The sequence below is a fragment of the Candidatus Hydrogenedens sp. genome (genome assembly GCA_035378955.1).
Taxonomy (GTDB): domain Bacteria; phylum Hydrogenedentota; class Hydrogenedentia; order Hydrogenedentales; family Hydrogenedentaceae; genus Hydrogenedens.
On the sequence record DAOSUS010000012.1, the window covers coordinates 39,112 to 60,063 of the forward strand.

Annotated in this window: 14 protein-coding genes; 8 read left to right on the forward strand and 6 right to left on the reverse strand. The window is 38.3% G+C overall.

What is annotated here, in order from left to right; translation table 11 throughout:
* Both PLA12_04410 and PLA12_04415 read left to right on the forward strand, forming a co-directional pair.
* A partial coding sequence (locus PLA12_04410) for a hypothetical protein (protein ID HOQ31741.1) occupies nucleotides 1–613 on the forward strand: 613 nt, incomplete at its 5' end.
* 558 nt (nucleotides 614–1,171) lie between these two features.
* Complete coding sequence (locus PLA12_04415; protein HOQ31742.1) at nucleotides 1,172–2,038, forward strand: ARMT1-like domain-containing protein; 867 nt, start codon at nucleotides 1,172–1,174, stop codon at nucleotides 2,036–2,038.
* A gap of 258 nt (nucleotides 2,039–2,296) precedes the next feature.
* On the opposite strand, the gene PLA12_04420 is transcribed toward PLA12_04415, so the two are convergent.
* The 5 genes from PLA12_04420 to PLA12_04440 form a co-directional block, all read right to left on the reverse strand.
* Nucleotides 2,297–2,770, reverse strand: a complete 474-nt coding sequence (locus PLA12_04420) for a universal stress protein (GenBank protein HOQ31743.1) — start codon at nucleotides 2,768–2,770, stop codon at nucleotides 2,297–2,299.
* A gap of 19 nt (nucleotides 2,771–2,789) precedes the next feature.
* Complete coding sequence (locus PLA12_04425) at nucleotides 2,790–4,097, reverse strand: TRAP transporter large permease (protein ID HOQ31744.1); 1,308 nt, start codon at nucleotides 4,095–4,097, stop codon at nucleotides 2,790–2,792.
* Complete coding sequence (locus tag PLA12_04430) at nucleotides 4,094–4,603, reverse strand: TRAP transporter small permease (GenBank protein HOQ31745.1); 510 nt, start codon at nucleotides 4,601–4,603, stop codon at nucleotides 4,094–4,096. The genes PLA12_04425 and PLA12_04430 overlap by 4 nt, the downstream gene beginning before the upstream one ends.
* 14 nt (nucleotides 4,604–4,617) lie before the next feature.
* On the reverse strand, nucleotides 4,618–5,700 hold the full coding sequence (locus tag PLA12_04435; GenBank protein HOQ31746.1) for a TRAP transporter substrate-binding protein: 1,083 nt from the start codon (nucleotides 5,698–5,700) through the stop codon (nucleotides 4,618–4,620).
* Between the two features lie 96 nt (nucleotides 5,701–5,796).
* Nucleotides 5,797–8,307 (reverse strand): hypothetical protein, encoded by a 2,511-nt coding sequence (locus PLA12_04440; GenBank protein ID HOQ31747.1) that lies wholly within the window; start codon nucleotides 8,305–8,307, stop codon nucleotides 5,797–5,799.
* 416 nt (nucleotides 8,308–8,723) lie between these two features.
* On the opposite strand from PLA12_04440, the gene PLA12_04445 reads away from it, so the two are divergent.
* From PLA12_04445 to PLA12_04465, 5 genes are all read left to right on the forward strand, one after another.
* A complete protein-coding gene (locus PLA12_04445; GenBank protein HOQ31748.1) occupies nucleotides 8,724–9,077 on the forward strand; it encodes a hypothetical protein in 354 nt (117 codons plus the stop codon).
* Nucleotides 9,078–9,099: 22 nt separating this feature from the next.
* Entirely contained in the window at nucleotides 9,100–9,540 is a 441-nt protein-coding gene (locus tag PLA12_04450) for a tetratricopeptide repeat protein (GenBank protein ID HOQ31749.1), read from the forward strand.
* Nucleotides 9,541–9,544: 4 nt separating this feature from the next.
* Nucleotides 9,545–10,261: a 23S rRNA (guanosine(2251)-2'-O)-methyltransferase RlmB gene (rlmB, locus tag PLA12_04455; GenBank protein ID HOQ31750.1), complete on the forward strand. Its 717-nt coding sequence runs from the start codon at nucleotides 9,545–9,547 to the stop codon at nucleotides 10,259–10,261.
* 54 nt (nucleotides 10,262–10,315) lie between these two features.
* Entirely contained in the window at nucleotides 10,316–12,520 is a 2,205-nt protein-coding gene (locus tag PLA12_04460; GenBank protein HOQ31751.1) for a hypothetical protein, read from the forward strand.
* Between the two features lie 137 nt (nucleotides 12,521–12,657).
* Nucleotides 12,658–13,848 (forward strand): hypothetical protein, encoded by a 1,191-nt coding sequence (locus PLA12_04465; protein HOQ31752.1) that lies wholly within the window; start codon nucleotides 12,658–12,660, stop codon nucleotides 13,846–13,848.
* A gap of 472 nt (nucleotides 13,849–14,320) precedes the next feature.
* Here PLA12_04465 and PLA12_04470 read toward each other — a convergent pair whose 3' ends face one another.
* Nucleotides 14,321–16,204, reverse strand: coding sequence for a sigma 54-interacting transcriptional regulator (locus PLA12_04470; protein ID HOQ31753.1), 1,884 nt, complete (start codon nucleotides 16,202–16,204; stop codon nucleotides 14,321–14,323).
* Nucleotides 16,205–17,063: 859 nt separating this feature from the next.
* Here PLA12_04470 and PLA12_04475 point away from each other — a divergent pair.
* Nucleotides 17,064–20,952: PASTA domain-containing protein (locus PLA12_04475; protein ID HOQ31754.1), on the forward strand; the 3,889-nt coding region annotated here is incomplete at its 3' end.

Sequence of the window (20,952 nt, forward strand, 5' to 3'; positions counted from 1 at the left end):
GGAAGGTATCGCCGAAGGTATTCCCGAAGGGGAAGGTATTATCGAAGGCGAAGGTATCGCCGAAGGTATTCCCGAAGGGGAAGGTATTACCGAAGGAGAAGGTATCGCCGAAGGTATTCCCGAAGGGGAAGGTATTACCGAAGGCGAAGGTATCGCCGAAGGTATTCCCGAAGGGGAAGGTATCGCCGAAGGTATTCCCGAAGGGGAAGGTATTACCGAAGGAGAAGGTATCGCCGAAGGTATTCCCGAAGGGGAAGGAATTGCCGAAGGAAATATAGAAGGCGCACAAGAAGGAGAATCGGGACCCATCCGACATTCAGCAGATACAAATGGAAACTGGAAAATTGAATTATCCGAACTACTCCGTGTTATTCAATTCTTCAATTCAGGTGGATTCCATTGTGCAGACAACCCCGAAGATACAGAAGACGGTTATATTCCAGGCATAGGTGATAATATCACATGCAAACCTCATGTAAGCGATTACAATCCCCAAGATTGGAATATCCAACTTACCGAACTACTGCGACTTATCCAGTTCTTTAATTCCGGCGGATTCTCCTACTGTCCCGAAATGGCAACAGAAGATAACTACTGTCCAAACACTCAATAAAAAATACAAACAACTATTTTAAATAAATCAATACAACAAAACATATAGATTTTCCATTCTATAGAGGCGAAAAATCTTTCGCATCCCTCCTCCGTGCCCTTTGTGCAAAATTCCCTCTGTGTCCTCTGTATAAACTTCCTTTGCGTTCTTTGTAGTTAATTTTTTTCACCACGAATAACACAACTGTGAATAAAAAATATTGCTCTTCATGTAGCTGAAACATCCCACTTCGGGGATTTAATTCGTCATACATTCGTGGCATGTAGGAAGAATGAGGCCTAGGGTACGAATAGGACATATTCGTGTGATGTTAGGTTAATCAATCCGCAATATCTTACTATCTAAGGAGAATTGAAATGTGATATAATTTCTTTTATATTTGGTTTATAAAAAGGCAGGAAGCCAACTATTTCAGTATTTATGAACCCTCATACAGGTTTTCCTACTTTCTTTTTTTTAATGTGTTCATGCCTAAAATATTTTTTCATTTGGTAAATAAAAGGCACCGAACAAAACTGACCATTGCCTATTATATTTCTATAATTTTAGGAGTAATAAATGAAAGCCACTGTTGAATGTTTAGAATGTTTCATGAGACAAGCCTATCGTTCTTCCTTGTTAGCCACGAACGATATAGAAGTTCGTAGACAAATTTTGGTGAAAGTCGGTGAAGAATTAGGAAAAATGGACCTGTCCTACTCCCCTGCCGAACTTTCTCTTGTCATCTATCAAATCACCAATCAATTATCTGGCAATCCTGACCCTTATGCAGAACAAAAAAAGATACAAAATGATTTGGCTCTACGCATTGAAGATGAACTACGACAGATAAAAAATCAAAGTCAGTATCCTTTGCTAACAGCACTTCAACTTTCTGCCGCTGGAAATATCATTGATTTAGGAATTTTGAAATCGGATGAAATAGATGTTCATTCAGCAATCGAACATGCAATCACTATAAGTTTTGAAGTAAATCACTTCGAGCAATTTGAAAAAGACCTACAACACAGTAAAGAACTACTTTTCTTTTTAGACAATGCAGGTGAAATAGTTTTTGATAAAATTTTGATAGAAGAATTACAAAAATATACAAAAGTAACTGCCGTAGCCAAAGGTTCTCCCATTATTAATGATGCATGCATGGAAGATGTCTATAAAGTCAAATTAAATGAGGTATGCAATGTTATTGCCATGGAAAAAGGTTGGATTGGGGCTCCATGGAGACAGTTAGAGCAATCCCTGCGGGAAAAAATGGATAACGCAGATATTATTTTAGGCAAAGGTCAGGGCAATTATGAGACTTTAGACGATTATCCCGGAAACGTTTATCTCCTTTTAAAAGCCAAATGTCCCGTAGTAGCAAAACACATGGGCGTAAATGAAGGTGAAATAGGCTTCATATCTACAAAATTAGCAGTGAAATAATCTCTCTTTTCTATGCAAACAAAAATACCCATAGAACGAATAGAAGCAGGAAACATGAGTTCTCTAAATAATGTTATGATTTTAATTTTGAAATAAATTATTATATGTTTTCGAAGGGGTAAAATTATTTGAAGAAAAGAATATTCTCTCTTATCACGAGGTGGATATAATTTATTCGGAGATTTCATACATACCCTTCACGATTTTTATCACAAATTTTGGCAAAGAAAAAGAATAATTTTACATTTAAGATGTAGGTTACTTTTTTGCGGAACGGGGAACAACGAGGATAGGACATTCTGCACGGCGGACAACTCGTTCTACGACACTTCCAAAGAATGGGCGTTCCCAATTACTATGTCCTCGACGACCCATAACAATAATATCTGCATGAATTTCATTTGCAAAATCTAATATGGTCTGGTAATCTCTCCCAATTTTTATTTCAACATGGACCATAATTTCGGGCGGGATTTTTGATAAATAAGACTGCCTAATACGCTCATCGATGTCCTGCCTTGCTTTGTCATCAATATTGTCTACTTCGTAAATATAAGTTTTCCAGAATTCTGCTTCTGGCTCCGGGATTACATGCAGGATGATTAATAAAGAACCGGGTCGTCGAAGCACTATATCCAGGGCATGTTGAAAGGCAATATTCGCATTCTCTGAAAAATCTGTGCAAAAAAGCACTTTTTGTGTTACATCAAGTTTGTTATCTTGTTTGGACATAAGTTTGTCCTCCTTCAAATTAGATAGTGCCTAACCAGTTGGGAAACCAAAGAACCAAACCGGGGAATATTAAAAATAAAACGCTCACTATCACTAATATCCATAGAAAAGGAATAGACCCACGGAAAACAGTGGATAAAGAAAGACTTCGGTCCATACCACTAACAACATAAACATTAATCCCAACAGGAGGCGAGATAACTCCTATTTGCGTCAGGATAACTATCATTACTCCAAACCATATCGGGTCATATCCCAATTGTTGAACTACAGGATAAAAAATGGGAATGGTCAATAGTATCAACGCCAATGCATCAATAAAACATCCTCCCACCATATAGAAAAACATAACCAAAAAGCATATAGCCCAGGCAGGAAGGGGTAAGGAAATAAGACTATTGGCTATTGTCATCGGTAAGCGTGTAATAGCAAAGAACCTACCTAAAATAACAGCACCTGCCACAATAATTAATATCATACAGGAGGTGCGAAGTGTTTCCATCATGGCACGGATAAACCCCTTCCATGTAATTTGCCGTAAAAGCAGCGATAAGAGAATTGTTCCACCCGCTCCAACTCCTGCACCTTCGGTTGGAGTAAAAAAACCCCAAAAGATACCTATCATAACCGTAAGAAACAAAATAAGCGTCTCAATAACCCCTGTCATAGATAGAATTTTTTCTTTTAAGGAACTTTTTTCTCCCGCAGGACCCAAAGAAGGGTTTTTCAAACAACGGATATAAATGTCTATACAGAAAAGGAAAGCAATAAAAATGCCTGGAAAAATCCCCGCTAAAAATAACTTACCAATAGACTGCTGCGTAAGGATACCATATACAATAAAGACCACACTGGGAGGTATCATCATTCCTAAACCACCTGCAGAAGCCACTGTTCCACTTGCTAACGCAGCATCGTATTTATAACGACGCATTTCCGGTAAAGCCACAGCCGACATCGTTGCGGCAGTTGCCGGACCGGAACCGCAAATAGTTCCAAATAAAGCACAAGCAACAACAGAAGCCATCGCTAAACCACCCGGTAGTGAGCCTATCCAGATATAAGCCGTGCGAAACAATCGTTTACTAATACCGGAATGAAAGGCTACCTGACCCATTAGAACAAATAAAGGAATTACAACAAGGCTTGGATTGGAAAAGGTATCAATCAAATCGCTCGACAACATACTGAACCCGGCATTTTTATTGACAACCATCACAAAGCCTGTCAACCCTACACCCATCATAGCGAAGGCAACAGGCATGCTTGCCACGAGAAGGAATAATAAAACGACAATACCTAAAATACCATAACCTGTAAAACTCATGGGCTGATTAACTCCTTCCCCGGTCGGAGTATATGATAAATCTTTACCAAAGAGGTTACTGTGAAAGATAACGCTAACCAGAATGGAACCCAATACACCGGCAATTGCACTGTGGAAGTTACCTCACCCGAACGATAAAGGGACAGCCCATGTTTTATCATGAAATAAATAATTAGTATAAAGAGCGTCAACATCATTAATCGGGAGATAGTGTCGATTATAATTTTCTGAACTTTAGATATTCTTCTAAACAGAAATTCGATAGCAATATGCCCTTTAACAGCCGTAGTATAAGGAAGTGAGCCTCCCAAAACAACAGCACTCGCTAAACGGACATAATCCATACTCCCACGAACACCATTTCCCAGGAACCTACCAATGACATCTGCCATAACAACTATCACGATAAAAAGTAGGGCAATGGCTGAGATAATCCCCAGCAAATACACAAGAATACGAACCCCCCTCCCATAAATTTCCATTAAATTTGAAAAGTTAATTTTCAATGAGACCCTCCACCTTATTGACTGCTAAGTTCCTGAATTCTTTTCTGTGTATCTGCTAATATTTCGGCTCGTGGTAAATTATCCTGGACGGACGCATAATCTTGTATCACAGGTTGAATAGCACTTTTCCACCGCTCTTGTTCCTCCTGTGTAAGGGGAATAATTTCTTTGCCCATACCTGTGATGTATTCTTTCGCTTTCGCATCATCGTCATCCCATGCTTGCGCATGCTTATCTACCCATTCTTCACTTGTAGCCAATATAACATCTTTAATATCTTGGGGTAATTGTTCCCATTTCGTTTTATTCATCACAACAAACATGGCGGTTGTATACCCAATGCAACGGCTATCGGTAACTGCTTGTATTACCTCGCCTTGTTTCCAGCCCTGTAATGTTTCCATCGGACAGAAAGTTGCATCAACAACACCTTTTTGTAGAGCCTCATAGGTTTCAGGTTGGCTCATTCCTACAGGTTGTCCTCCTAATTTTTCAACAATTTTCGTGCACAAACCCGTAGCACGAATTTTCATACCTTTCAGGTCATCCAGAGAACGGACAGGTTTTTTACTAGCTAAGATACCCGGACCATGAACATGAACATACAAAAACTGAACATCTTTCAATTCAGCAGGTTGATATTTTTTAATAATATCCATAGCGACACGGGCTGCCACTTTGCCACTGGGATACCCTAAGGGTAGGTCCAGTACTTCTAATAATGGAAACCTTCCCCGTGTATAAGCAAAGCAACTCATCCCAAGGTCAGAAACTCCATTAATAACACCTTCAAAACATTGGTCTGCTTTTGTCAAAGAACCACCGGGATACATGGTTATCTTCACTTTTCCATTTGTCCGTTTTTCTACTTCCTTAGCCCAACTATCGGCTAATTTATACTGGCTATGGGTGGCGGGGAAAAAAACACTGTAAGTCAGTTCAATAGGCTTCACTTCTGCAGGTTTAGGTTTAGGTTGGGGTTGAGCAGGAGTAGATGGAGCCGATTGATTGGCCGGTTGTTGTCCACCACAATGGGTCAGTAAAAGTGAAAGTAAAACAACAGCAGGAATTAAAAACGCAAAAAAATTCTTTTTCATGATGGAACCCTCCTTAATATAGGATTAATAGTATTTACTATATATACTTAATTGATTTGTTTTCAAATTTACATGATTTTTCAAAGGAACACAATATTACAATTGAAGCTTATAATATTTACCCACCGTTGCTACAAACAATTGACCTTTAAAATTTAAAGTTATTGTCTCCCGTTGTGGGCTGAATTCAGAGAGCACCCAATCCCCCGCAATTTTATCCCCCAAATGGATAAACTGTTCAACAGATTTTTTATCTTTTGTATATAGAGATACACGGAATTGAGGCGAGGTATTATTTCCTTCCGTTTTATCTACAACTTTTGCAAAGCCATGAAAGAAAACTAAAATTTCATTTTCTCGTAGAGAGTTTAAAGTTGCTTCAGATGTTTCCTGAACCTCCATAAATGGAGTTGTCTCGACTGTTGTTGTTTCATTAGCTGTATTATTTTCTACCTTATCATTATCTTCCTTCTGCCCTTCGTTTCCTTTTTCTTCTTTGTTTTCAAGGTCCGGTTTTTTTTCTTGTTGAGGAGCAGTAGTTTCCTTTTTCTGTTCAGGTAAAACCAAGCGAATTTGTTTCGGTTGATAATAATTGCCTTTACCTTCTAATTGGATGGTATAAGTACCTGGGGCAAGTTGGTAAAAAAGGGTAACGGCTTTTTTAGGACCAATTTTTCCACCTTCTTTATTAAAAACCAGGGCAATAGGCTGTGAAGAAAAACTTTCTGTTTTCACTTCATAAGGCATAAAGTTCTTTTTTTCGTCGCCCTCAACAAAGACATTAGCATATACAGGAGCAGGCACATAACGAATGTCATTTCCTAACCAGACAGACCGCATCCCTTTATTCAGGATATTTATCTCTACACGATAGGTTCCCGTAGAGGGAATATATTCTGTCCTTCCAGCGGCTCCCAGTATAGCGTTCCCTTGAAATACTCCAAAACAATCCGTAGAGACAGTAAGAACCGTCAGAAGCGTAATAAGTGTAGAAAGCACAGGTATCCAGGGAAAGCCTTTATCCTTATAAAAGGAAACCCAAACAGCAATACCAATCAATCCCAATACAATATATACGGATACTATTCGAAAAGCAAACAAACCATAGGGCGAGGCTCTTAAATCCCCTCCATACGGAGTTAAACTATACCACACAAAACTAATATGTAATGAAAATAACAAAACATAAATAACCCACAAAATACTTAACCCTATTCCCCGCATTCTCCGATAAGGAATTGAACCTACAAGAGCCAATAGTATTGCGGAGAGAAACAATCCAATAACCATCATTATCAATGTCTTTGGGGATACCAATCCCTGACTTTGGGTCATAGGTATCATTATCAACATAATCAATAAAGCAGAACAGAACCACGCAATCCACGAATCAAGCCCAATTTCTATCTGTCCTCTATCCGGACCAATCCTTGCAACAAAGGTCCCTTGCAAAGAAGGAATATCGAAACGGGAATTAGCACTGATAGCCCTTCTCGCTGTATCTCTTGTGCGAATAAGGTCTAATCGCGCCTGGAATAGTTCCTCTTGTAGTTCACGGGCTTTATTAATATCAATAACACGAGCCTCTTTTTGCTTATCAATACGACTAATATTTTTCTCAATAGACTCTAAGTCTAATTCACAATCTGTAACCAATTGTTCAAGTCGTTCTCGATAAAAAGAAATAGCACTTTGAATAATCTTCAATCGTGCGTCATATTCAGCAAGCCCCTTTTCTCCCACTTCCAGACTTACCTTACCTCCTTCTATCATCTTTTTCCACTCGGCAAATTTGTGTTCCGCATCTGCCCTTAAATCAATATATTTTTGGAGCTCTTTGATAAGAAGCGATAAAACAGAAATATTTTCATCCTCTTCTTCCAGTGGAAAAACAATATCAGGAATTTTATCCGGCAATTTGGAAAAGTCAACATCAATATATCCCCCCGCTAATTCTGGACTTATTATTGAGAGCCAGCCTTCTAAATTCTTCCTCCGTCGCGCCAATCGTTCCCTGCGAATTCTTAGAGGTACAACCGTTTTCCAGTAATGCTTAAATTCTATATCCCCTGTTCGAAAAGAAACTACGATTTTCCCCAATTCCTTTTCTACCTGCTTAAGTTGTTCCAGCACCTCACCATGTCGGGCTTTTATTTTATCATCTAAAGAAGCACGCATTCGGCGCACTTTAGACAAGATTTCTAACAAATCCGTTTTTGTTTCTTTCCCGATAGGTTTCTTTTGCCTTATTGCCTGCAAATATCGCTGGGCTTTATACTCTGCAGAGATTAATATTTGTAAAATCTCCAGAAAATCGAAAGGCAGAGAATACGAGCCACTAAAATCAGAAAGTACTTGTTCCTCATCCGAACTGGATTCGCTAATAGGCTCTGACTTCTCTTTTGATGATTTTTTGCGGAGGTATTCCGGGTGGTCTTTGAGATAGAGTTCTGTTATCCCCGGCGGAAGTTCTTCCCTCGTGGGAATACGAATCTTTTGCCTGCATGCAACACAGCGACCTGGCTTTCCATACATATCCGGCAGGACTCGCATTTTCTGACCACAGATACAATATATTCTCAGTTCCGCATCTTTAGGCTCAGACATATCCTATCCATACTTCTGACTGTTATTGTGTGTATATATTTCTGTCAACAATTTATATTCTATTATTCTGACAAAATTCAGTCAAAATATCAAATTTTTCTTGACGAAAAATCATATCATTATTTCTCAACTCATTTAAATATAGACTTTTCAGATTTTTTTGTTCCTAAAAATATTGGATTTAAATAAGACAATTTTAGAGATGTCTTTATTTCTGTGAAGTTGGCGTTTTTTTTGCTAAATATTTAATACCCCTGATGCCCGACGCATAAAGACGGTGAATGATACATGCCTGTGATGCAGTTTCATTCGCCGTCTATTTTTTTATAAATAAGGAATAATATTTTATTTTGATAAGTTTATTTTTTGATATAATTATAAAAATTTCATGATAGAGCAATATAAAGGGCATTGTTATGCTGGATGGAAGGTTGTCATCATGTATTAATCATCCTTCGGTTTCCGCCGTTGCACGATGTAAACAATGTGGAAAACCTGTTTGTGGGGCGTGTGTAATTAGTTCTCCGTTAGGCTCTTTTTGTTCCGATGCGTGTCGCGAACGATTTGAAGCGTTTTCAAAACGCGTAAAGGAATTAGACCGTGACACAGCCCGTGCTCGATGGAATATCGGAACAAAGTTGAGGCAATTTTTTTCTTTCCTTATTTTCGTTGTTGTAGTTCTAATTACTCTGGGTGTAATTGGAACTTTATTTAATATTCCTGTTTTATCGCAGGCTGTTTTTTTCGTTCGTTCATGGCTGGGTATTTAACAAACTATAAGGAGGGCTGTTTATGGATTTAAGTGGATTAAAATGGCCATTAATCATTCTTATCCTCGTCGTTATCGGCTGGTTAGGCTCCAGCGGAGGTGTCAACTATATGGTGAATAATTTTACGAAGGCAACACCGGGAGTTGACGCTCAACGCGATAAAATTGATGAAGCCGGTCTAACACGCGTTGCAGGCTATCTGATGATGCTCTTGAGATGGGAGCGGTCAAAAGATGTCCTTGAAACTGTCATCAACCGATATGGAAATACCGGTGCGAACTATTGGTATAACATGTATCGTTTAGCAAAATGCTATGAAAAATTGGGGCGTTATCAGGACGCTTATAATATACTCAGAGACCTTGCCCAATTAAATGCTCATCAAATGGATGACCGCGTTCCTGAGTTTGATAACCTTAACCTACGCGCTAATAAATTAAAAGAAGTTCACAATTTACAATAAGTTCATGAATAAATCAAATATTATTTATGGTCGCACTCCTGTTTTGACCTGTCTTCAAGCAGGACGCCGTCCTGTTTATAAAATATACATTCAACAAGGTCTTTCTCTGACAGAATTTAAAAAATGGGAAGGTCATATTCCGATAGAGGAAAAACCTCGGGGCTATTTAGACCGAATAACGAAAAATGGGGTACATCAAGGGATTGTTGCAGAGGTAGAGGAACTTCACCTTTTGAACTTTGATGATTTCCTGCAAAATTATTCGGCACAGACAAAAAAAATGGTCGTTTTAGACCATTTAGAAGACCCTCGCAATTTAGGCGCAATTATCCGTTCTGCGGTAGCATTCCATATAAATACAATATTCTTACCGCAGGAAGGTTCCGCTCCAATAACACCCGTCGTCGTAAAAGCAAGCACAGGCGCCATTGAATACGCTCAAATGGTTCAGGTTAAAAGCACACTGCAAACTGTCCGCAAACTTAAAGAACTTGGCTTCGGGATATACGCACTCGACGCTGACGGGAATATAAAACTAAATGAGGTAAAATGGCAAAATCAGAGCGTCCTTGTAATTGGCAGCGAGGGAAAAGGAATTCGCCCATTAATCAAACGAGAATGCGATTATGTCATATCCATACCTACAAAACCGCCTATGGAACAACTCAATGCCAGTGTAAGTGCCAGCATTGCCTTCTATGCGATGTCCCTATCAGGATGATTTGTGATACGATAATTGCTTTATCCAAAAACGAAAAAAAGAAAGGTAACTGCTATGTTTTTGCGACTGTGCTTCCTATGTATACTCTTATTTAATACTCCATGGGCTTCCTCAGAATTCTGGTATGAAAATGCAAAGGTTGGAATGGAAGTCGGTCCTACAGGGGCACAATGGGGTTTTTCTGCTGTAATGGATGAACGATATTGCTCGAAATTGGACGGTGCAGAAATTGTTCGCAAATGCCATCAAGCACATTGTGATTATATTGTTGTATGGGTTCGAGATGGGGATTATGCATATTACAATTCAAAAATTCTACAGAAAGCACCGGGACTAAAAGACCGTGACCCACTTCAGGAAGCTGTCAACGAGGCAAAAAAATATAATATGCCTGTAATTGCTTATTGCGTGGTTCAGCAGGGAGGACATTACATTGAACAACATCCGGAGTTCCTTATGTATAGCCTTGATGGAAAACCTATTTATCATCGTTTTTGCTATAACTCGGGATATCTGGAAGTAATGAAACAGATTGTTGATGAAATTATGGATTATGGCATTCAGGGCTTTCATATTGACATGATAGACCAGGGCTTTAGACCACCCTACGGTTGCGCCTGTCCTGTATGTAAAAAGATGTTTAAGGAACAGTATGGATTAGAAATACCAACCTCAGTTACCTGGGATAATACATGGAAAAAGTTCTTGGAGTTCCGCTATAAAAGTAGTGAACAATTTGAAAAAAAATTATATGAATATATTAAACATCGCGATGCAAAAGTTTCTGTAGATTTTAATTATCATGGCAATCCTCCCTTCAGTTTCGAGGTGGGTCAGCGTCCTGTTCAACATGGGGAAAATGGAGATTTCATCACTGGAGAAACAGGTATTTGGGGATTTAGTGCCTTGACTGTCGGGCTTAATGCAGAATTTTATCGTTCTGTGGTTCCTCATCAACGAGTTCAGGTAGCTATACAACGAGGTGTTCGCATGTATCACGACCAGACAACACGCCCCCTGAATGATATTCGCTGGGAATTGTTAACATTGTTTGCTCATGGCTCCTTCGTTACAATGGTGGACAAACTGGGCTTTGATGGCACATTAGACCCTGTTGCCTATAACCGTATCGGTAAAGCCTTTCAGGAAATTCATGAAAAAAAATCCTTCTTCTATCATAAACCCGTATATGAAGTAGGCATCTACTTCAGCAGCAAAACACGAGATTGGGTTGCAAGGGAAAATCCTTCAAATTACTTTGCCTCATTTCTGGGAACACATAAAGCAATGGTATATGAACACATTCCCTGGGGTATTTTGTTAGATGAGAACTGTACCTATGAAAAATTATTAGAATTTCCGATAGTTATTCTGCCCAATGCAGGCGTTTTATCATCAGAAGAAATAGATATGCTTACAAAATATGTGCATGATGGAGGAAAACTAATTATTACAGGGCTAACGGGTTGCTACGATGATTGGGGAAACATCAGCACATATAGATTAGAACCTTTGACAGGTTGTAAATTTATATCAAAAATGGATAGTGAAGATAACTGGGTTTCATTGGAACCCGCACAGACACAAGAAGAAGAACGATTGGCAAAAGAGATTGAACATGCTTATATAAACGAGAAGGATTACAAAAACTCTATTACCATGCCCATATTGATAAAAGGACCTGCTGGAGTATTTGAAACTACCTCTGCAAAAACAGTCGGTAAATTATGGAAACCTTACCGTACCCAAAGACAGGTAGAGGGAAAAGAAGGAACAGAACTACCTATGAGCCCCGAAACAGTAGTAGGTCCTGCAATATTTATAAATCAGATAGGTAAAGGCACTGTAATAACATGGGCATGTTCGCCAGACTACGCATTCGGGTCTGAATATGCTCTCCCCGAATGTAGAACTTTACTGGGAAATGCGGTTCGTTTCCTGAACCCAAGCCCCGAAATACAAATATCCGCACCAACTTTTGTGGAAACAGTTGTCCTTCGCAAACCTGAAAATAAAGGATACTATATCCATTGTATTGCCTATTCATCTCCCCCTCAGACCATTCCCATGAAAAACCGTCCTTATGTTCTTCCATCGTTGATTGAAGATACACCGTGTTTTTATACCACGATTACTACGCAGGAACCTATTCAGTCTATCACTACAAACAATACAACTACCCCAATTGAAAAATTATCCGAAAATAAAATCAAAGCGTTCATAACCGACTTACATGAAATAATAACACTGACAAAATAATCACACATTGTTTTACTATACCAACGCATGTTAATTAGAAAAAATGTTAAGTGTATGTAATTTTTTAGTCATTAAAAAGAATATCATTTGGTAATATATATAAAAAACATATCAAGGATTAGTAAGGATGGTTTATTATGCCTAAATTTTCTCGCCGCAGATTTTTTAAGACAGCAATGGGGATTGCAGGATTAAGTTTAACCTCATCATCGTATATACCACCGTTTAGTATGTCTTCCAATCGTATTCCTGTGATTGATATAACAGACTTATATCATCCCCCACAAGATTTCGGAGATACAGTGGACTTAATTTTTCCTTACGCAATCCCTGAGATTGACCTATTAGGCGTCTTATTGGATGTAAGTCAGAGGTATCGCATGAAATATATGGGGGAAGGGGAACAAGGTTGGTATAATGACCCAACAGGAGGCAGGGAACCCGGGGTTATTACAGTCTGGCAATTAAATTACTTATTTGACCGTGCAGTGCCCTGTGCTCCATGCCCTTTTGTGCCTATGGCAAGGCCCACAGACCCCCAAACTTCACGAGGGGTATTTGAAAATCAAGGAATACAACTATTCAAATCATTATTAGAACAATCTTCTCAACCTGTGGATGTCGTTTCTTTTGGTTCTGCCCGACCTATTGCCGTTGCTATGAACCAATTCCCTGATTTACTCCGTAAAAAAGTAAACCGAATACATCTTTGTGCCGGTTCCTATCCACCGGGAAAACTATTAGAATGGAATGTTAAATTAGACCCTAACGCCTTTGTTCGGGTTCTTTCTGAGGATATCCCCATATATCTCTATCCTTGTGCAGATAAGGACAACGCCTTCGCATTAGGGAACTATAACACCTATTGGCTTATGCCCAACCTGGAATTTATGAAAGAGATAGACCCACGATTGCTTCGCTACCTTATATATTCACATAGTCGTTCCCATCGGGTTGATTTTTTACAAGTATTGGAAGAAGAACCTTCCGAAACAGATAAAAACGCCTTATTCCAGCGGGCACATAATGTCTGGGAAACCGATGTCTGGTTAGAAGTAAGTAAACGCCTACTTGTTCAGCGTGCAGATGGCAGTTATCAAATAATCCCTTCCACAGAACGAAAAGCCAGCGACCGAATAATTTCCCCGTCTTTCTTACCTGTCCGTTTCAAGCCATTTTCAGATGGCAATTTTGAAATGGAACAGACAAACCAGGAAACACCCCATCGTATATTTTTCCGTTCTGACCCCGAAGAGCATCAAAAAGCCCTACGCGAAGCCTTGCCTATACTATACAAATCATTCAGAACTGTCCCAAAAACATTTTAAAATTTAGAAGACAGATAAGACCTAATCCTTGTGTTAGTCAGTTTGACTAAAAATACCGTATTGTATCTTTTCGGATGAATGGAACTGATGAGATATATGGCACATAGGTGCTAAATCGAGTTAAGGAGTTAACTGCCACGGATAACATGAATAGAAACGAATAAATTAGATGAAGGTCCTCGTTTCCAGGATTTTTAAAGTTTATTCTTTTACCACAAAGGGCACAAAGACCTTACACAAAGTTCACAATATAGAGGCAAAAAATCTTTCGCCTTCACCTACTCCGTATCCTCTGTGGTTAATTCTTATCCCAAAGTAGGGGTACAGTATGCCCTGTCCCTACGACTGAGAAAGAATATAAATTTGTTATCTATGTCTTATAGGTTATCAAGAATAATTTAGGTATTCTTCTTATTAACAAAATACAAAACTATATCCTTCTTCACTGGAATAGAAACCCATTAAATATTACTTACTTCATATTTAAATAGATAGAAGGATTAATTTGATACTCTGCAATTTTGCGGTAAAGGGTGCTTTTACCTATGCCTAACATTTCCGCAGCAGAAACAACATTTCCTTGTGTTTGTTGTAACGCTTTAATAATATGGTTTTTTTCAAGTTCTTCAAGGGTAGGAAACTTCTCAGGAGTGTAAACACTCAATTCCGTAACAAGGTCTTGGAGTTGAATTTCTTCATTTTTTGCAACGATAGATGCACGCTCTATGAGATTTCGTAATTCACGAACATTCCCATGCCACGGCTGATTTTCAAGCCATTTTAGGGCTTGTGATGAAAATCGGGTTGCACGCACAGGATATTTTCGCCGAACCTGTTGTAGAAAATAATCTGCAAGCAAGGCAATATCTTCAATGCGTTCTCGTAGGGGGGGAATAGATATTACAAAAGCATTCAGTCGGTGAAACAAATCCCTTCTAAAACGACCTGCACTAACTTCAGAAGGTAAATCTTTGTTCGTAGCAGACAATACCCGCACATCTACCCGAATATCTGAATTACCACCAACCCGTCTGAAGGTTCCAGTTTCAATAGCACGAAGGAGTCGTGCCTGATGATTTAAACTGAGGTCACCAACTTCATCGAGGAATAATGTTCCATTATTGGCTTCTTCCATCAATCCTATTTTAGTAGCATGTGCACCTGTAAATGCACCTTTTTCATGTCCAAAAAGTTCACTTTCAAAAAGTTCTTCTGGAATGGCTGCACAATTAACAATTACCAATTTTTTCTGGGAACGATAAGAAAGATTATGGATAAGACGAGCAACCAGTTCTTTGCCTGTACCGGTTTCGCCCAAAATCAGAACACAAAGGTCAGAATGGGCACAATCGCGAGCAAGAGCGCGAACTTTTTGTATGGCTTTACTATCCCCTATTAACGGGTCGAAATTTATCCCTCCGGAAATTAATCGTTGATTTTCCCATTCTAATTGCTGCATCCGTTCTGCAGCACGAAGATATGGTGCTAATGTATGTGCCATTGCTAACAAATACTCCAAATCGGCTTCTTCATAAAACCGATGGGGTGTATCTGCCATCATTACCAGGGCTCCAATCACCTCTTTACCAAGGGCTATAGGGGCAATGACGGTATTGCGAATAACAGTTTCTCCATTCTTATAAAACCTTTCGGGATATAGTACCCCCCGAGGCATCTCTCGAATTTGAGATAAAAGTTGTATTAATTGTGGAGTTGATGTTATGGCTTGGGTCGCACTTTTGGGGTAAATATAATTCTGAGAGGGGTCTTGTGTAAATTGAATTAAACAGAAAATATTCGGATTAAATCGCTCCTGAATCACTTTCAACGCATGATTAATAATATCTTCTACCTTATACAACTGGCTTAATTGACGGGCAAGCAAAAAAAGCCCCGCCAGTTCTTCCGCCGTTCGAGGGTTCCCTGTTTCAAATAAGTTTTGAGGAGACCCTTCAATAAAGACAGGTGCTCCTATTTTTATGGGCCGTGTTGCTCGAAGCTTTTTTGTCTCATCCCCAGTCACACTACCTTCTGGAATTACTGTCCCTACGGAAAAAACAATACTCCCAACTCCTATATCATCTCCAGGACGAAGCACCTTTTCTTTTATAGGATGTCCATTTACAAATGTTGAATTGCTACTTCCCAAATCGCGAATAATTAGCTCGTCGTCTGAAATAAACAATTGGCAATGATGTCGAGAAATAAGAGGGTCATCAATAATAATTGAACATGTTGGGTCTCGCCCTATATTTAATTCTCCATCTTCAGGGATGACCCAGGCATTGCCTTTTATATACCCGGAACGAGCCGTAATTATAAACCTTAATTTTTTCTCATTTCCTCTATATGACATTTTTCATTTCCTCTATTCAATAGAATACAACAATAAAAACAAAATTTCAATTTTTTATTTTTCCCAAATTGGGAAATATTGAATTCCCAAAATGGGAAAACAAGTTCATGTTTCCAATTTTAAGAATTTATAATTTTCACATAAGATACTGATTATAAATATATTACAATTGTAATATGATTATGGCATATATATTGCTACATATAAAATACAACAATTGAATAAAGTAAGCGGGACTCCTGAGGAAGGAGTGGAGTTCTAATTTAATAATAAAGAGCCCGCTGGAACAAGTAAAATTTAACAAGGGCTGCGGCTTGCTCCCCAGTGGGCTCTTATCATAGTTTTTGGCTTCTTAAATCCCTCCCTTCCTTTCATTAAACTACCGCTTCCAAAACAAACCAAATCTCATCTTCCCTTACATTTCGCTCCCCAAAAGAGGGTAGTGCAGAGGGTATAAAATATACCCTTGCCGTCGGTTCTTTCGAACCGACGGCACTTTTTTTTATTAAAACTCCATATTATTTATATTATATACTCTTTTAATTACATTTCCTCCTAAATAACCTATCTATAATTCTATAGTTCATAAGTTATTACATTCTATAATGTAATTAAAACTGTATTTACTACAAAAAATTATCTCTATTTTTTACTCATATTAAAGAAACATAGAAATTTTTCAAAATTTTTATTTGTTAGGATAGATTTAATAAATTAATTTATTTTAATTTTTAATCTTGTATATTAAATTTTTTAAATAAAAAGTAGATTTTTGAAAAAATATGTTATAATTATAACAAGTAATTTGCATCAGGGTTGTGTGTTTTTTAATTTTAACTAAAAAAAGAAAGGGTTAGAAATGAAAAACAAAATTTTTAAATGTGGAATGGGTTTACATTATATATTTTTTTGTGTTATGCTGCTCGTTTTTTCTTCGCCACTTACTTATGCCGCCCCTATTCCAATTTCAACATTAAATGGCTTGAAAAACATAGGTGTTTCAACACCATTAAATGCCGATTATATTTTAACTGCTGATATAGATGCTTCTGAAACAAGATTCTGGCCTGGAGGTTTTGACCCTATCGGGGATGACACTCATCATTTTACGGGTTCTTTTAATGGTAATGGACACATAATCTATGACCTTTACATAGCCAGACCTACTGAAAAATATGTTGGATTATTTAGTTATATAGAGGGAGGCTCCATCAAAGATTTAAAATTATACAATGTAGATATAAGTGGTATGACTATAGTTGGAGGTGTAGCAGGGACTATAGAAGGTACTGACATCAAAGGTTGCATAGTTCACGGTCAGATACAGGCATCTTCAGTATGTGGAGGTATAGTAGGGAGTATCACATCCTCGTCCAGTGATATGTCAATAAGCATGTGCTATACATTAGGTTCGCTTAGTTGCCAGGATTTTGCCTCTACAGCAAAAGAATATTTTGGCGGATTAGTTGGAGTTGTAGAGCCTCACACTAACTCCATAACTATCTCTAATTCTTTTTCTCACATGAATATTTTCACTTCGATAAGTGATATGAGTTTTGTTGGTGGTTTCGTAGGAGAATTAACCGACGAAGTATATGTAGTAGAATGTTACTCCGTAGGAGAAGTTCCTAATGGAAATCAGGGTATAGGAGGTCTTATTGGCTACGCAGACCATCCGGAGTATGTAGAAAACAGTGTATGGGATATGGAAACCAGCAGACAAACAGAATCATCCGGAGGTAAAGGTTATAGCACAAATGAGATGATAGTTCCAGACACATATTCCGACCTGGGTTGGGATATATCTTCTGAACCTTGTGTAAGCTGTTCAACCACATGGTCTATATACAAAGATTACACCTATCCTTTCCTTTGTGATTTATCCAATATAATCCCTAATGTTGAAGGCGATGAATTAGCAACAGCTATTGATACCATAACAAAAAGTGGTTTTAATTCTGAATCTGTACAGGTATATCACAATACCATTCCATCAGGGTATGTTATTGAAACTATTCCGGAGAAATCTTGCTACTTTCCTTACGGTTACACTGTAACTGTTAACTATTCTATAGGACCTTATCCTCCAATTTATATCTCCACGATAGAACAATTACAACTTATTGGTAATGACCCTAATTATCCCAACGATAATATATACATACTGTCAAACGATATTGATGCTTCTGCGACAAGGGACTGGAACAGTGGAAAAGGTTTTATCCCTATAGAAACATTCTCGGGTGTTCTTGATGGTGATGGTCATAAAATATCGGGGCTATATATATCAGATGATTCTGGAGAACCAACAGGTCTATTCCGAACAATAAAGAAACCCAACGGTTCTTTCGGAAAAGTACAAAATTTAATTGTAGAGAATGTAGAAATATATGGCATTGGTTATGTCGGAGTTATCGCGGGAAAAATAGAGACTTCTGTTGCAGAAATAGAGCCCACTTTAACAAATATAGCGACCAGTGGAGAGGTATTTGGTATAAATTCAGTAGGTGGTCTGGCAGGTGCTATTTACGGAGGAATAACAGCGAATGACTGCTCTATCCGTGCCAATGTAAATGCAAGAGTATCGCCACCTAAAATAACCTATGGCCATTTTGGAGGTGTTTGTGGTCGTGCTATAGGTTGCAATCTTTCAAGAATTTCGTTTATCGGTGCTATCCGTTCCGGAATAGGAAATAATTTTGGAGGCATAGCAGGTTCTTCCTCTATGGATTCAGCAATTGGTAGTAGCCCAATTATTAAGGATTGTTATGCTCATGTTTCTATACAGAATACAAACCCATCGAGTGATAATATTGGTGGACTTATTGGTTTTGCAGATGTAAATACAGAAATTGATAATTGCTATTCTGCATCTACTTTCTCTAATTCTGCTTCTGCAGGTGGACTTATTGGTGATGGTACTGATCCTATTACAGTAAGTAATTGTTTCTGGGATAAAGAAATATCTGGGGTATCTACTTCCTTTGGTGGAGGAACAGCAGAAACAACAGAGAATATGAAGAAAACAGTAACATATCCATCCAGTTGGGACTTTGCCAATGTATGGGGAATAATCGAAGATAAAAGTTACCCCTTATTGTATAATGATTTGATAATAATGATTAATCTTCAGAACTGGTATTATGTGAACGCCATGGATTGGTTATCATTCTATGGCATTTCGAGTGATATTAATACTCGTTGCAGTAATGTTATTCCACAGAACAATGTTATATCTCAATCGGTTTCTCCACAAGAATGGATACAAGTATTTCCTACGGACCAAGTAATATTAGATGTTTCTGATGGACTTTGTCCCCCAATTACAGTAAACTCAATAAATCAAATTGCACAAATTGGCAAAGTTCCCGAATATCCATTAGATGGATATTATGTGTTGGAAAACAACATTGACGCATCAGACACTGTAAACTGGAATAGCGGTGCTGGCTTTGAGCCCATAAAAAACTTTACAGGTCTATTTTCAGGTGCGGGACATATCATATCTGATTTATATATCAACCGACCAACTGAAGATTATGTAGGATTTTTTGGTTTCTTAGAAAATTCAGCCAGAATTATTAATGTATATATATTAAAAGCAAATGTAACAGGCAGAGGTGCCGTTGGAATATTGGCGGGAAATAATTTGGGACAAATATACAATTGTGGTGTCCATGGAACAGTCCAAGGAAATGATAGTTTTACAGGTGGTTTGGTTGGTGATAACAGCGGTATAATTTATGAGTCGCTCGGAGTAGCTCAGGTCATCGGAACAGATAATGTTGGTGGACTTATAGGAACAATTAGTGCGTCATTATTTATGGGGACAAATCATGAAAATTACTTCTGGGGGACAGTCTCCGGTAATAACAATGTTGGTGGTTTTATAGGGTATAACCGCGGATATATTGAAAATTGCTATACAGCATCACAGGTAACTGCAAATAAAGGAATTATAGGCGGTTTCTGCGCAACAAATGATACATCAGCTACTATTGATTCATCCTACTGGGATAAAGAATACAGTGGAATAGAAATATCCGAAGGAGGTGAAGGGAAAACAACTATGGAAATGATGACACAAACAACATTTTCAGGATGGGACTTTTCATCAATATGGATGATAAATGAAAGCGTTACTTATCCATTTATACAAAATAATTATCACTCTAATATAGGAGATTTAAGAGGGATAAATTATAATACCTTAAAAAATTATTTTACAAGTTTGGGTTATTTTCCCTCCAGCACAGAAAGATGCGACTGGACATATGGTGCAGGATTAATTGTAGAGCATACATTTATGAATTTAGATTTACCTATATTTTCAAATATTGATTTTGTTGTATCATCAGGTTTTTGCACTACGGTTCCAGATGTAGTCGGAGATACACTTATTAACGCTATTAATGAAATTAATTCCGCTCATTTAGTAGTTGGAAGTGTAGTAGAAGAATGTAATACATACCCATTAGGTGTCGTTTTTGAACAATATCCAGTTAATGGTGAAGTTGTTGTCGAAGGGACTACAGTTTCACTGAAAGTGTCTTCAGGACCTTGCCCCGAAGGAGAAGGAACACCCGAAGGTGTCGTTGAAGGTACACCCGAAGGTGTCGTTGAAGGTACACCCGAAGGCGTCGTTGAAGGTACACCGGAAGGCGTCGTTGAAGGTACTCCCGAAGGCGTCGTTGAAGGTACTCCCGAAGGCGTCGTTGAAGGTACTCCCGAAGGCGTCGTTGAAGGTA

Excerpts from the sequence above, each read along its gene's own strand:
- PLA12_04470 (HOQ31753.1), bottom strand. The coding sequence starts at position 16,204 with ATGTCATATAGAGGAAATGAGAAAAAATTAAGGTTTATAATTACGGCT.
- PLA12_04440 (HOQ31747.1), bottom strand. The coding sequence starts at position 8,307 with ATGTCTGAGCCTAAAGATGCGGAACTGAGAATATATTGTATCTGTGGT.
- PLA12_04415 (HOQ31742.1), top strand. The coding sequence starts at position 1,172 with ATGAAAGCCACTGTTGAATGTTTAGAATGTTTCATGAGACAAGCCTAT.
- PLA12_04460 (HOQ31751.1), top strand. The coding sequence starts at position 10,316 with ATGTTTTTGCGACTGTGCTTCCTATGTATACTCTTATTTAATACTCCA.
- PLA12_04435 (HOQ31746.1), bottom strand. The coding sequence starts at position 5,700 with ATGAAAAAGAATTTTTTTGCGTTTTTAATTCCTGCTGTTGTTTTACTT.
- rlmB (HOQ31750.1), top strand. The coding sequence starts at position 9,545 with ATGAATAAATCAAATATTATTTATGGTCGCACTCCTGTTTTGACCTGT.
- PLA12_04420 (HOQ31743.1), bottom strand. The coding sequence starts at position 2,770 with ATGTCCAAACAAGATAACAAACTTGATGTAACACAAAAAGTGCTTTTT.
- PLA12_04450 (HOQ31749.1), top strand. The coding sequence starts at position 9,100 with ATGGATTTAAGTGGATTAAAATGGCCATTAATCATTCTTATCCTCGTC.
- PLA12_04445 (HOQ31748.1), top strand. The coding sequence starts at position 8,724 with ATGCTGGATGGAAGGTTGTCATCATGTATTAATCATCCTTCGGTTTCC.
- PLA12_04425 (HOQ31744.1), bottom strand. The coding sequence starts at position 4,097 with ATGAGTTTTACAGGTTATGGTATTTTAGGTATTGTCGTTTTATTATTC.
- PLA12_04465 (HOQ31752.1), top strand. The coding sequence starts at position 12,658 with ATGCCTAAATTTTCTCGCCGCAGATTTTTTAAGACAGCAATGGGGATT.